Source organism: Levilactobacillus tongjiangensis, from assembly GCF_003946345.1.
Classification (GTDB): domain Bacteria; phylum Bacillota; class Bacilli; order Lactobacillales; family Lactobacillaceae; genus Levilactobacillus; species Levilactobacillus tongjiangensis.
In genome coordinates this window covers 94,364-107,046 of sequence record NZ_RHNY01000002.1, presented here as the reverse complement: position 1 = coordinate 107,046, position 12,683 = coordinate 94,364, and the positions used below count along the sequence as shown (strand labels likewise).

The window sequence follows — 12,683 nt, the reverse complement described above, 5'->3', positions numbered from 1 at the left end:
TCACTTGAAAATTCCACGGCTGAGTCCAAATTTGACTCACTCTTGGCTACCTAGTGGAGCGCTAATAATATTGAGCAAGTGCGATCATTCAGGTATTTAAGATAGCTTAGAACCTATTTAACCGAAGGTGGTCAGAGGTGGAGCCAACTGTGTCGACGGTGTTAGCCGATTTTGGCTTACAGCGTGGGACGTGTTTGGAGACTGGTGGTTTTTCCAGACTTCAAACCGAGCCGAAGGAGCGTTTTTCAGGCCGGAGGCGTTCCCCACAGCAGGCGGAATCTCTGACCGCCGCAGGTGGCTGGGTGAGACTAATTTCAAGTCTATAACGCCTTATTATTCTTGGTTTGACAACGGTTTTTGAGCTTTCAACCTTTAGTTTGGTAATGTTTGCGTAAATTGGCTGTATCCCGTGAGAAACCATTTAGAGTTCGGGCCGTTTATGGTATAATGAAATGTTGAAAATTGGCAGAAAAATCAGGAGGACACATAAGTATGGCGAAAGATATTGGAATTGATCTGGGTACTGCGAACGTTTTAATCTTCGTGGTCGGCAAGGGTATCGTATTAAATGAACCATCCGTCGTTGCAATTGACACGAAGACTGACAAGGTTTTGGCAGTGGGTTCAGAGGCTTACCGGATGGTCGGCCGGACTCCTGGTAACATTCGGGCAATTCGTCCGTTAAAGGATGGGGTCATTTCTGATTTCGATATTACCGAAGCTATGCTCTCCTACTTTATCAATAAATTAAGCGTCAAAGGCTTCTTATCTAAGCCAAACATCATGATCTGTGCACCAACGAACATTACTGAGATTGAACGGAAGGCCATTGTTCAGGCTGCTGAAAAATCTGGTGGTGCCAAGGTCTATTTGGAAGAAGAACCCAAAGTTGCTGCGTTGGGTGCCGGGATGGACATCTTTAAGCCCAGTGGTAACATGGTGATCGATATGGGTGGGGGAACGAGTGACATCGCTATCCTCTCCTTAGGGGACATCGTTTCCAGCCGTTCCATTCGCGTTGCTGGTGACCGGATGAACTCTGAAATTGTGAACTACATGAAGCACAAGCATAATTTGATTATTGGGGAACGGACGGCTGAAACGGTTAAGATTAAGATTGGGACAGCCTACCCAGATCCTGATAATGAAAAGAAGACGATGGAAGTTCGTGGCCGGGATTCAGTGAGTGGTATGCCAACCGAAACCACCATTACGGCCGCCGAAGTGGAAATTGCTATCCACGATACGGTAGAACAAATCGTTGTAGCAGCCAAGACTGTTTTGGAAACGACGCCGCCCGAATTAGCTGCGGATATCATTGATCGGGGAATTATGCTGACCGGTGGGGGTGCCTTGCTGGATGGCATCGACAAGCTGTTCTCAGAACGTTTGACGGTTCCCGTCATCATTTCTGAAGACCCATTGGACAACGTGGCCAAAGGTGCCGGGGTTCTCTTAGAACATATGGATACCAAGACTGCTAAAGAAAATAACTAATTTGTGAAAAGGGGGGCTGACAATGCGTCACCTATTACGCTTTCTGGTCCGGGGCTATCAGCGGTTCATATCACCGTTGTTTCCACCGACCTGTCGGTATTATCCGACGTGTTCAAACTATATGTTGCAAGCGTTAGAGAAGCACGGGGCATTTAAGGGAAGCTTAATGGGGATTGCGCGAATTTTACGTTGCCAGCCATTTGTACGAGGTGGTATTGATCCTGTGCCGGATCACTTCACTTTGAAACGCAACGTTGCTGCCGAGCGCGCTTACCGTCAGGCAATGAAATTGGATGACCCCCCCGTAAAATAAAAGGAGAGTTGGCATGAGTAAACGAGAAAAATCAGTCCAAGTCACAATTGATGAGCAGAAACTACCTGATGGTGGGAGCATGTCCGTCTTAAAAATCGGGACCGAAACTATTGGGACCGTTACACCGGATGAAGATCGGTTTGAGGCCCAATTGAACGATGGGGACGTCTACCGGGTCAAGTCCGTTGACGAAGGTGTTGAGCTCCTGTTACGGGACTATCACCTGCATCGCGGTTAATAAATTTTAGTAAAGTTGGCCGGAGCGAAACGATGAATTTCACTTCGGCCTTTATAATTAAGACAAATCTTAGTTTTGATTAAGGAGCAATCATTGTGGCAAAGAATGCGACAGAAAAGCGGGGCGACAGCGAGTCACGCATCGACTGGGGGATCATCTTTTGTATCCTGATGTTGGCGTTGATCGGGTTAGCCTCCATCTACGTGGCGGCGACCCACGACAGTAGTGCAACCAGTATTACGTCCGCCGTGGTATCTCAGTTAGCTTGGTACGTGATTGGGACCGTTGCCATCATTATCATTATGCAATTTGATTCAGAGCAACTCTGGAAGGTGGCGCCAGTACTATATGGAATAGGAATCTTCCTGCTCATGGCAGTGCTGGTCTTCTATAGTCGTGCGTACTTTGCAAACACTGGTGCGCGGAGTTGGTTTGCGATTGGGTCATTGACCTTCCAGCCATCTGAAGTCATGAAGCCAGCCTTTATTCTGATGCTGGCCCGAGTGGTTACTGAACATAACAATCAGTTTCCAACACATGAAGTGCGGTCTGACTGGCTATTGATTGGGAAGTTGATTCTCTGGACGTTACCAGTGGCAGTGTTACTGAAACTTCAAAATGACTTTGGGACCATGTTGGTGTTTTTTGCTATCGTTGGTGGGGTCATCTTGGTTTCTGGAATCACGTGGAAAATCATTGCACCAGCCTTTAGCGCCATTGCGGTGGTTGGTGGTGGGGCGCTAGCCTTAGTCACCACGGATGGTGGGCGTCAGATTTTGGAGAAATTTGGGTTCCAAGCCTATCAATTCTCTCGGGTCGACACCTGGTTACATCCTGCTCAAGATACCTCCAACGAAGGTTACCAGCTCTGGCAGAGTATGAAGGCCGTGGGTTCCGGGGGAATCTTCGGAACGGGATTCAACGTTTCCCACGTGTACGTGCCAGTTCGTGAATCCGATATGATTTTTTCCGTAATTGGTGAAAACTTTGGGTTTATTGGTGGCTGTGTCCTGATCTTCCTGTACTTCCTGTTGATCTATCAAATGATTCGGGTCACGTTTGATACTAAGAACGTGTTCTATGCCTACATTTCAACTGGGGTCATCATGATGATTCTCTTCCACGTGTTTGAAAATATTGGGATGAGTATTGGCCTCCTACCATTGACGGGTATTCCGTTACCATTCGTCAGCCAAGGGGGGTCCGCGTTGATTGGGAACCTGATTGGGATTGGCTTAATCATGTCAATGCGGTATCATTATAAGAGTTACATGTTTAGTCGTAATGAATCGTTCAAGTAGAAGGAGAATGTTTACACATGAGTGAAATGGTAAAGTATTTCTGGACCAAGGCTGTTAACGATGGTACGCGAATCGGTTTGACCTCTGAAGGCCAAGACGAATTAGGAACGGTTAAGTTTGCCAAGTTACCTGAAGTTGGGGACGACGTGAAGAAAGGTGAAAACCTGTTAAGCGTTGAAGCCGACAAAGCGGTTTCTGATATTCCTAGCCCAGTTTCTGGTAAAGTAACTGCTGTTAACTCTGCCTTAGCAAGCGATTTCGATGCTTTAAACGGTAGCGATATCGATGCAGCTTGGTTTGTTGACGTTCAAGAAAACTAAGATCATCGATTGATGAAGCCGGTCGGACAATCCCGTTGGGGGTCCAATCGGCTTTTTTGTTATCGCAGATTTACTAAAATATGTAACCTTCTTAGGGGTTTCAGCCCGAGTCGGGTATAATAAAGAAGACCAGCTTAGTTGTGACTTTACTCACAGCTAGTTAGAAGTGCGGCAATTAGTTGACTTAAAATTAAGGGGAATGGAGTGAGTCACATGGCAGAAAAGAATGTGTTTCACATTAATGGGTATTTAGGCCTCATTATTGTCTTAGCGCTGTTACTTGTCGGTGGGTACTTGTTTGCAACGGCCCAACTGATTGTGCTAGCGGTTGTCCTGATCTTTGTGGCAATTTTAGCTGCTAGTAGTTTGACGATTATTAGCCCCAATCAATCAAAGGTATTGACCTTCTTTGGTCGGTATATTGGGACGATTCGGGAGGCCGGCTTGTATTTAACCGTACCACTGACGAACAAGGCGACGGTGTCCTTACGAGTTCGAAACTTCAACAGTGCTATTCTGAAGGTCAATGACCTTCAAGGAAATCCCGTTGAAATTGCTGCTGTGATCGTGTTTAAGGTTGTGGATACCAGTAAGGCATTGTTTGCTGTCGAAGACTACGAGCAATTCGTTGAGATTCAAAGTGAATCAGCCATTCGACACGTAGCTTCAGAATACGCGTACGATAATTTTGGGGATGGGGAAGCGTTAACGCTGCGAAGTAACCCAACAGAAGTCTCCAATCATCTGACTGAAGAATTGCAAGAACGGTTAGATGTCGCAGGTGTTCAAATTATGGAGACACGGTTGACACACTTGGCCTATGCGACTGAAATTGCATCGGCCATGTTGCAACGGCAACAATCACAGGCCATTCTGTCCGCTAGAAAGATTATCGTGGAAGGGGCTGTTTCCATTACGGAAGGGGCCATTGAACGGCTGTCGGCTGAAACCAGTCTGAACTTAACTGACAATCAAAAGATTCAACTGATCAATAACATGATGGTTTCGATTATCAATGAACGTGGCTCTCAACCGGTGATCAATACCGGTAAGGTTGCCGAGTAGGTTTAAATTAATGGAGGATGCTCGATGGATGAACAGATAGGAACGTTAATGCAGGAACTTGCCGCACTCAATGACCAGGTCAGAGGCGGGGATATTTATCAATCTCTCAGCACGCGATTGGGCAAACTGATGGATGATATTCACCGTCGCCGGCGAACTGCGGTCACCCTGCCAGATGACGATGATGGCGTCGCTGCCATTTTGACGGGGATGCGGCATCAACTAGAAGAAAACGTTCCGGTGACGCTGACGGGCGAAAAGCTAGACCTGTTATTAGCACATCTGTCGTCCACTGATCCCAAGGTCCGTTACGAGGGCATCAACTTCACTGTTTACGACGCGTTACAACAGGATGCGTTTGATTCCAATCAGATGAAGGTCTTGCTGGAGAGTCTTCAGAATCCGGACGGGCTATTTAACCACATCCTGGAGCCTGCCAACGTGGGTGTCTTTGGCCGAGCTGCCCGAGTGGCGATGCTGGCGGCGATTCTTCACTTTGTGCCAACTGATAACTATGGGGAACAGGAACTCCGCCACACGGTGTTATTAGCGGGCACATACATTTGCTTGGAGACCGATACCCGAGGGTTCGTGAACCAACAGGGCTGGGCGCATGCCTTTTCTGCTGCGACGGACCTACTAGCAGTGTTGGCTGGGAATGAATCGTTACCCCGAGCGGACAAGTTATTCCTGATGATGACCCTATTGGAACGAATTAAGCGACTGAATACGCCATTGATTTATGGCGAAAATGACCGGATGGCGACGTACTTCGTTGAACTGGTGAACCGTCATCCACTTTATGAAGAGGCGTTCCTGCTGTCCTTGAAGCAATGGCGGCAGCGAGTCGCGCTGCACCGACGTCCAGACACCATCGCCGGCTGGAATCGGTTCTTTAATCGAAAGCGGCTCCTGGATGCGCTACGACTTCATGGCGACCTGCCCAAGAGTATTCACGATTATTTGAATTCATCCATCGATTTTTTAGGATAATTTCATTCTAAATTATTTTGAGAAATGGTATACTGAAGGCTAACCGAAATATACGAGATAGGATGAGTGACAAAATGGATACAAAATCAAAGCTACACGTAGGTCTATTATTCGGTGGAAATTCCTCTGAACATGATGTTTCGAAGCGTTCGGCTCATAACATCTATGATGCAATGGATAAGGACCGCTACGACGTTAGTTTATTCTTGTTGACGCGTGATGGGTTCGTTCTGAGTGACGAAGCTTCCCGCCGCGTATTTGATGGCGAGGATGAATTAGAAGTTGCGGCTGAGGAACAAACGAAGGTAGACGCTGCAAACCCATTGGCACCCATTTGGAATTTGTCCCAAGCAAAGAACATTGATGTTTTCTTCCCAATTATTCATGGTAACTTGGGTGAAGACGGCACGATCCAAGGACTTTTCCGTCTGTTGAAAAAGCCCTTTGTCGGGAGTGGTGTCTTGGCATCAGCTGTGTCCTTTGATAAGGATATGACCAAGCAAGTCTTAACGGCGCATGGTATCCGGAACACGAAGTACCTCGTGTTGACTCCTGAGAATCGCGCGGACTTTGACTACGCAACCGTTCAAGCTAAATTGGGCGACAACGTCTTCATCAAGCCTGCTAACCAGGGTTCTTCCGTGGGAATTCATAAGGCTGGTAATGAACAAGAATTTGAAGATGGTATCGAAGATGCTTTCCGGTATGACTTTAAGGTCTTAGTGGAACAAACCATCGACGGTCCTGAAGAAGTTGAAATTTCTATTTTGGGGAACGAAAAGCCACTGGCTTCTAAGCTAGGCGCAATTCGCGTACCCAAGTCGGACGTTTTCTACGACTACAACAACAAGTTCGTTGATGCTAGTGGTGTGACTTTTGAAGTTCCCGTAACGTTGCCAGAAGACCTGACTAAGGAAATTACCGAGATGGGCCTGCAAACTTACGCTGCGTTAGGGCTTAAAGGAATGGCTCGGATCGACTACTTGGTTTCCAAGGATGGCGTACCTTACGTTGGTGAGGTCAACACTTTACCTGGGTTCACGAACATCAGTCTGTACCCACAATTGTGGCAGGCAACGGGTATTAGCTACGAGGACTTGATCGACCGATTGATCTCATACGCCATGAATGAATTCAATTACCAAGATGAATTGGCTTATGATTTCATCCCATTGGACGACAACTCAGCGGCTTCTACTTACAAGCCCAAGAACTAGATTACGTGTTAGTCGGTAGTGAACGGAGACGTTCCTACCGGCTTTTTTTGAACAATTGACAGGGGAGGTGTGAAACGTGCATAAATGGTGGCAAGAATTGCGACGGAGCTGGCGATTTGGCCTTATGAATCCAGGGTTGCTGTCAGGTTGGTTAGGGGTGGCCTTAGGTGGGCTGAGCCTGCGATTGGTGGGACAATTACCCAACACTGGCTGGTTGGCAATGGCTATGGTTATTTTGACTGGGGTATTAGTGGCTGGTCAGCTGACTCGCCTTGCGTTGGGATTGGTGACGGGGCGGCTACCTCGCTGGCGATTAACTGGCCACTTGGTTGCCAAGTATTGGTTGAGATGGGTCAGTGGCTTACTCGCACTGGCAGTGTTGGCTTTGCCATTTGGCATGTGGGGCTTGGGTAGCCAGTTCTTGGTTCACTTAACCTTACCGGCCGATTGGATTAACTTTGTCGGCTTAAATCGGCGGACAGTCTTGACAGTTGTCGCGCTGATTTACTGTGGGCTGGCGGGCTACTTTCTGTTATGGGGCCCGGTCCACTTTCACCATGTTCTACCAATTGGTTCTCGGCCGGGAACGGTTAAGCAGATGGCAACGGGCCTTGGTGTCAGTGCGCTCATCAGTGGCCTTTGGCTGATGGGGTCGGAAGTATTAGTCGTGATCAACCGGGACTTAGCGGTTAGTCGAGGTGTTGCTTGCTGGCTAGTGAGTGGCTCCCTCGCCGTGGTTCTGCTGGGTTATTTGATCGGGGTCGGTTTATTGACAGTGACCCTAGTCTGGTGTTGGTGTGGCCAACCAGTTATTTCTGGTCAGGTGAAGCCAACAGCCAGGCCGTGGTTACAGGTGAGCCTGGTACTGCTGGTGGGAGTTGCTATCGGTGGCGTGGCTTGGCAGACAGTTCGGCAACAACCACAATTCGTCCGAACGTTGACCATCAGCCACCGAGGCGTTGACCAGGGAGTTGGCGTGCAAAATACGTTGGGCGCACTCCGACACGTTCAGCATCATCATCCGGATTATGTTGAAATGGACCTCCATGAAACGCGGGACCATCGCTGGATCGTGCTTCATGATGAAAATTTGCGGGCTTTAGCCAAGCAAAACGTCACCCCACATCAAGTAACGCTGGCACAGCTAGAACGGCTGGTAGTGCACGAAAATGGCTATCAGGACCATTTGGTGGGTTGGCCGACTTATTTACGGACGGCCGAACGACGCCACCAAAAGTTGTTGATTGAAATTAAGACGACCCGACAGGACTCATCGGGGATGGTAGCCCGCTTTGCGAAAGAGTATGGCTCCCGGTTGATGGCGGATCACGATGCGGTACATTCATTGGATTATCGCGTCGTTCGTCAGTTACGGCAACGGGTACCTCAGTTACGAGTAGGTTATATTACGCCATTTAATTGGGTGGCTCCTCGGTCAGTGCCCGCCGATTTCTACTCTTTTCAGCAGATTTCGATTAGCCATCAATTTATTCAGGCAGCCCATCGCATGGGCGCACCGGCTTATGTATGGACGCCAGACTCGGTTTCGGCAATGACCCGAAGCTGGGCGTTGGGAGCCGACGGGCAAATTACCAATGAGGTGAGTCGATTGCAGCGGGTCCTGAAGGAGGAGTCATGGCATGCCAATTGGGCGGTCCTACAAAACTTCATTTTTAGCTATGCATAGATTGTTGGATAATCAATTGAATGGGTAATATACGAACTTAGACAATTAATATTTTGAATAAATTCGGACTGACGGCAGCCATTTATAAATTTATTTGTAGTGAAATGAAGAAACGGCCTAGACAAATTAGAGTTCTTTCATAATCTAGTATATTGCTTGTAATCCCTTAGAAATCCCTTATTATTAGACTTAATGATAAAGGCAACCGGACTAGGCCATTTATATTCCGGGGTAGGAATTTAGCGATTATTATGTCTTATAGTTAAAAATAATTGCCGCTCGTAATTCGAGTAATGTTCGGCTTTATCAGACAAACAGCCACTGCCAACGTTACCATACGCGAGGAGGAGCACATGCGATTATTAGGAAGTAAAGTGAAACAATATCGTAAGCAAAAGAATTTATCCCAGCAGGAATTAGCCGATGGTATCTGCACACAGGCCACGGTGAGCTTGATGGAAAAGAAAAATAAGGTGCCAAGTATCAAAATTATCTTGCAGATTTGTCGGCGATTGAACATCTCGCTAAGCGACGTCTTGTCTGGTCTTGGAAGTGGGATGGACGAACAGTTTGAGGCCATTTCTGTGGCAATTCGGCGGGAAGATTACTTGGTAGCTGCTAGCCTCTTGGGGAAGCTAGAAATGACCAACGTTCAAAACTCGTTTGACCGGGAACGGTATCACTACTACCGGGGCTTCGTAGAATTGGGAGCTCATCGTCGGCCAGACGAAGCCATTTTCCACTTTAACCTGTTGTTGCACAAGACGTTCAAGATGCCTTGGGACCTCTATGCCATCGTGGGGAATGTAGGGATGGCGAGTGCCTACTTGTCACGGCACGAATTGGATAAGGCCCGCTATTACTTGAATGAAGCCGTGTCCTACCTGGATGATTTCGAGTGGCATGACGAATCCACCTTTAAACGGTTGGTGTGGGCGCGCTACCAAATTGCCAAGATGTACTTAGAATTACAACTGCCGCAACTGGTTATTGAGAGTGTGGAAGCAGCTTTGTCCGCGGTTAAACACCAGGCGTCACTTTACCTGATTGACGTCTTGTATGAAGTGAAGGGGCAGGCGGAGCAGGCCTTGATGTCTAAAGCTGCTGCTAAGCGGAGTCTAATGATTGCGAAGACTTTGGCTTTAGTGACGCATAACGTGGCCTTACAAGAACGTTTGGCCCCGGCAGTGGGCTCAACCTTATTGGAGTAACACCTTAACTGATCTGAAATTGAACAGCTCATGGGACGCGTCCCATGAGCTGTTTTTGTCGTTGTTAACTATTTGCGGGTGGTAAACGTCGCTTATTCCCGATAGACCAACAATCCAAGACCAGGATTATTGGTCTATCGACGTTAATGCTGATTGACTAACTGCCTTTTTCTCACTCTCTACAGACAAAAAAACACCGTTGCTAAAGCAACGGTGTTGGGTTTATCAAAATTAACTTAGGCTTCCGGACGAGAAACCTTAGCGGGTTGGTTGTCCAAGTCAGTCCGAACAACGATAACGTCGCAGACAGCGGTCCGAGTAACGTATTCGGTCACGGAGCCAATCAGGAGCCGTTCAACGGCATTTAAACCAGTTGCACCAATCATAATCAGGTCAGTGTCGTTATCCCGTGGAACATCGCGAGCGATAATGGTCTTAGGAGCCCCATATTCGATAGCGTAGTCAATGCTCTTTAAGCCATCAGCCTTAGCATCAGCCACGTACTTGTCGAGCGTCTTCTTAGCAGTTTCTGTGACTTGTTCAACCATGCTGGTATCGAAGCTAGAAATGTTTTGGAAGGCCCGCGTATCAACAACGTGAACGAGATGTAAATCAGCATCGTTACGCTTAGCAACAGCGACCGCTTTCTTGAAGGCTAATTCTGCTTCGTAAGAACCGTCAACTGGAACTAAAATGTGCTTGTATTGTTGTAACATATTGTTCACCTCTCATTACTTTATACTCTTATCATACGTTATTTATCATGAAAAAAACAGCGAAATGACAAAAAAGGTGACAAATTTGTAAACGGTTACCCCTTGGGAAACCAATGTAACAAGATTAGTTGCAGGACAATAATAATGACAACACCTACTAATAGGGTGCTGGCTAAGAAGATACTGTTATTGATGATGGTAGCGGCGCCTGCCACGACCCCTAAAAGCATCAAAATAAGTCCGGCAGCTGTGACAACTCGACTGAGAGCGGGCGTCGTTTCTGGATGGAAGACGAGGAAGGGCCTTGAACGGTGGCTGAACAGGTACCAGCCGATACCAAAGGCCAAGAGGGTGTAACAAACCATTAAAATCGTAATAGCCAAGAGATGGATCCTCCTTAAATATTTTGCGTTAGATAAAGTTGGGATAATGTGGAAAAATTGGTCGTAGACTTCGCGTCACTCAGTAGGGAAGCTACCCAATCAATCACGTAAGTAGGTTTAAGTATACATGAATTTTGGGGGCTTGGGGCGAAGAAGTATGAATTCATAAACAGTGGTCGGAATTTTACGTAATTTGCTTAAAAAGAAAAGGACCATTCAATGGAATGGCCCTCAAAGCAAAGCTTTGGTTGATCTAAGTGGTGCCGTTAATTGTCCAGTCATGTTGACCCGCGATGACAATGCAGGGGGGAAAGCTAGCAAGAGCGTCTGACTTCCAAGTGAAAAGGCATGTCATGTTCTCAAGCATCTTGCGATCCCGTTTAAGAATTACTTGTTCGGCAACTTGTAGTGAGACAACGCGTACACCTTAGAACTACTTGTATATTAGCATACAAAAGATTAAATATCAATTTATCAATTTTGATTAGCAGAACGAAGCTTACGATACTGTTCAGCCAATTGACTTTCAAACCGGCCGTTGGTTTTCGGATGGTAGTACTCAGCGTGCTTCAAGGTATCTGGGAGATATTGTTGCTTGACCCAGTCCCCGGGGAAATCATGGGGGAATTGATAGTTGTTGCCATGGCCCAGCTTTTTGGCGCCACTATAGTGGGCATCCTTTAGGTGAGCTGGAACGGCACCGTTGTGGCCGTTTAAAACGTCAGCTAAAGCGGCGTCGACCGCCGCGATTCCAGAGTTGGATTTCGGTGAGAGGCATAATTCAATTACGGCATCGGCCAGGGGAATCCGGCCTTCAGGTAACCCTAGTTGTTGTGCTGCTTGGACTGCTTGGACTGTTCGAGCCGCTGCCGGTAAATTGGCCAGGCCAATATCTTCATAGGCAATGACCATCAATCGGCGGCAGATGGCCGGCAGGTCACCGGCCGCGACCAGTTGGGCCAGGTAGTGGAGGGCGGCGTCAGTGTCGCTCCCTCGAATGGATTTTTGAAACGCCGAAATAACATCGTAGTGGGCGTCCCCGTTCTTATCGCCGACCAGAGCTTTGCGTTGGAAGCAGGCTTCAGCCACCGCGAGGGACACGTGAATCTTACCAGATTCCGCATCAGGTGGGGTGGATTGGGCGGCTAATTCCAGGCCGTTCAAGGCACTACGCAGGTCGCCATTGGTGGCTCCAGCCATAAAGGCCAGTGCGTCTTTGTCCACCACGAGGGGTAATTTACCCAGCCCCCGTTCCTCATCGTCAATAGCCCGTTGGAGAGCAGTTTGAATGTCAGCTAGTGACAAAGGGTGCACCTCGAAAATCTGGGTTCGGCTCCGAATGGCAGGATTAATGTTGATGTAGGGATTTTCCGTCGTGGCGCCGATTAGGATAATCCGGCCACTCTCCAGGTGGGGGAGTAGAAAGTCTTGCTTGGTCTTGTCTAGGCGATGAATTTCATCTAATAAGAGAATCACGGTGCCACTCATCTTAGCTTCTTCCGCGACGACCTGGAGGTCTTTCTTAGTGTCCGTGGCGGCATTCAGCTTGCGAAAGGCGTATTTAGTTGAGCCGGCGATGGCGCTGGCAATACTGGTTTTACCAGTGCCAGGCGGTCCGTAGAGAATCATGGATGATAGTAATTTAGCCGCAACCATCCGAGCAATGATTTTACCCGGACCGACCAATGCTTGTTGGCCGACGACCTCTTCTAGTTTCCGAGGTCGCATGCGGTAGGCTAATG

The 12,683-nt window shown here is 47.8% G+C and carries 13 protein-coding genes; 10 read left to right on the top strand and 3 right to left on the bottom strand.

Annotation, left to right across the window (positions count from 1 at the left end):
- Positions 1-492: 492 nt before the first annotated feature.
- The 10 genes from mreB (at position 493) to EKM75_RS01470 (ending at position 9,842) form a co-directional block, all read left to right on the top strand.
- The gene (mreB, locus tag EKM75_RS01515; protein ID WP_125691452.1) at positions 493-1,497 is read left to right on the top strand and encodes a rod shape-determining protein; all 1,005 of its coding nucleotides are present in this window, start codon (positions 493-495) and stop codon (positions 1,495-1,497) included.
- Between the two features lie 22 nt (positions 1,498-1,519).
- Positions 1,520-1,810, top strand: a complete 291-nt coding sequence (gene yidD, locus EKM75_RS01510) for a membrane protein insertion efficiency factor YidD (protein ID WP_125691450.1) — start codon at positions 1,520-1,522, stop codon at positions 1,808-1,810.
- Positions 1,811-1,823: 13 nt separating this feature from the next.
- Positions 1,824-2,048: a DUF2969 domain-containing protein gene (locus tag EKM75_RS01505; RefSeq protein ID WP_125681889.1), complete on the top strand. Its 225-nt coding sequence runs from the start codon at positions 1,824-1,826 to the stop codon at positions 2,046-2,048.
- 95 nt (positions 2,049-2,143) lie between these two features.
- The gene (locus tag EKM75_RS01500; RefSeq protein ID WP_125691448.1) at positions 2,144-3,349 is read left to right on the top strand and encodes an FtsW/RodA/SpoVE family cell cycle protein; all 1,206 of its coding nucleotides are present in this window, start codon (positions 2,144-2,146) and stop codon (positions 3,347-3,349) included.
- Between the two features lie 17 nt (positions 3,350-3,366).
- Positions 3,367-3,669 (top strand): glycine cleavage system protein H, encoded by a 303-nt coding sequence (locus EKM75_RS01495; protein WP_125681885.1) that lies wholly within the window; start codon positions 3,367-3,369, stop codon positions 3,667-3,669.
- Between the two features lie 213 nt (positions 3,670-3,882).
- Positions 3,883-4,734: an SPFH domain-containing protein gene (locus EKM75_RS01490; RefSeq protein ID WP_125691446.1), complete on the top strand. Its 852-nt coding sequence runs from the start codon at positions 3,883-3,885 to the stop codon at positions 4,732-4,734.
- Between the two features lie 24 nt (positions 4,735-4,758).
- Positions 4,759-5,727: a DUF2785 domain-containing protein gene (locus EKM75_RS01485; RefSeq protein ID WP_125691444.1), complete on the top strand. Its 969-nt coding sequence runs from the start codon at positions 4,759-4,761 to the stop codon at positions 5,725-5,727.
- A 74-nt stretch (positions 5,728-5,801) separates the two neighbouring features.
- Positions 5,802-6,944 carry a D-alanine--D-alanine ligase family protein gene (locus tag EKM75_RS01480; protein WP_125691442.1) on the top strand — a complete coding sequence of 381 codons (1,143 nt, stop codon included), beginning with the start codon at positions 5,802-5,804 and terminating at the stop codon, positions 6,942-6,944.
- 76 nt (positions 6,945-7,020) lie between these two features.
- A complete protein-coding gene (locus EKM75_RS01475; protein ID WP_225426622.1) occupies positions 7,021-8,631 on the top strand; it encodes a glycerophosphodiester phosphodiesterase in 1,611 nt (536 codons plus the stop codon).
- A 353-nt stretch (positions 8,632-8,984) separates the two neighbouring features.
- Positions 8,985-9,842: a helix-turn-helix domain-containing protein gene (locus EKM75_RS01470; RefSeq protein WP_125691441.1), complete on the top strand. Its 858-nt coding sequence runs from the start codon at positions 8,985-8,987 to the stop codon at positions 9,840-9,842.
- A gap of 236 nt (positions 9,843-10,078) precedes the next feature.
- Here the strand turns inward: EKM75_RS01470 and EKM75_RS01465 are convergent, their stop codons facing one another.
- From EKM75_RS01465 to EKM75_RS01455, 3 genes are all read right to left on the bottom strand, one after another.
- Positions 10,079-10,558, bottom strand: a complete 480-nt coding sequence (locus EKM75_RS01465) for a universal stress protein (RefSeq protein WP_125681874.1) — start codon at positions 10,556-10,558, stop codon at positions 10,079-10,081.
- 95 nt (positions 10,559-10,653) lie between these two features.
- The gene (locus EKM75_RS01460) at positions 10,654-10,941 is read right to left on the bottom strand and encodes a hypothetical protein (RefSeq protein WP_125691438.1); all 288 of its coding nucleotides are present in this window, start codon (positions 10,939-10,941) and stop codon (positions 10,654-10,656) included.
- 474 nt (positions 10,942-11,415) lie between these two features.
- Positions 11,416-12,669, bottom strand: coding sequence for a replication-associated recombination protein A (locus tag EKM75_RS01455; protein ID WP_125691608.1), 1,254 nt, complete (start codon positions 12,667-12,669; stop codon positions 11,416-11,418).
- Positions 12,670-12,683: the final 14 nt, after the last annotated feature.

What these genes read in the sequence shown, in the direction of transcription:
- EKM75_RS01455 (WP_125691608.1), bottom strand. Translation starts at nt 12,669, where the DNA reads ATGCGACCTCGGAAACTAGAAGAGGTCGTCGGCCAACAAGCATTGGTC.
- EKM75_RS01495 (WP_125681885.1), top strand. Translation starts at nt 3,367, where the DNA reads ATGAGTGAAATGGTAAAGTATTTCTGGACCAAGGCTGTTAACGATGGT.
- EKM75_RS01485 (WP_125691444.1), top strand. Translation starts at nt 4,759, where the DNA reads ATGGATGAACAGATAGGAACGTTAATGCAGGAACTTGCCGCACTCAAT.
- EKM75_RS01490 (WP_125691446.1), top strand. Translation starts at nt 3,883, where the DNA reads ATGGCAGAAAAGAATGTGTTTCACATTAATGGGTATTTAGGCCTCATT.
- mreB (WP_125691452.1), top strand. Translation starts at nt 493, where the DNA reads ATGGCGAAAGATATTGGAATTGATCTGGGTACTGCGAACGTTTTAATC.
- EKM75_RS01505 (WP_125681889.1), top strand. Translation starts at nt 1,824, where the DNA reads ATGAGTAAACGAGAAAAATCAGTCCAAGTCACAATTGATGAGCAGAAA.
- EKM75_RS01470 (WP_125691441.1), top strand. Translation starts at nt 8,985, where the DNA reads ATGCGATTATTAGGAAGTAAAGTGAAACAATATCGTAAGCAAAAGAAT.
- yidD (WP_125691450.1), top strand. Translation starts at nt 1,520, where the DNA reads ATGCGTCACCTATTACGCTTTCTGGTCCGGGGCTATCAGCGGTTCATA.
- EKM75_RS01465 (WP_125681874.1), bottom strand. Translation starts at nt 10,558, where the DNA reads ATGTTACAACAATACAAGCACATTTTAGTTCCAGTTGACGGTTCTTAC.
- EKM75_RS01480 (WP_125691442.1), top strand. Translation starts at nt 5,802, where the DNA reads ATGGATACAAAATCAAAGCTACACGTAGGTCTATTATTCGGTGGAAAT.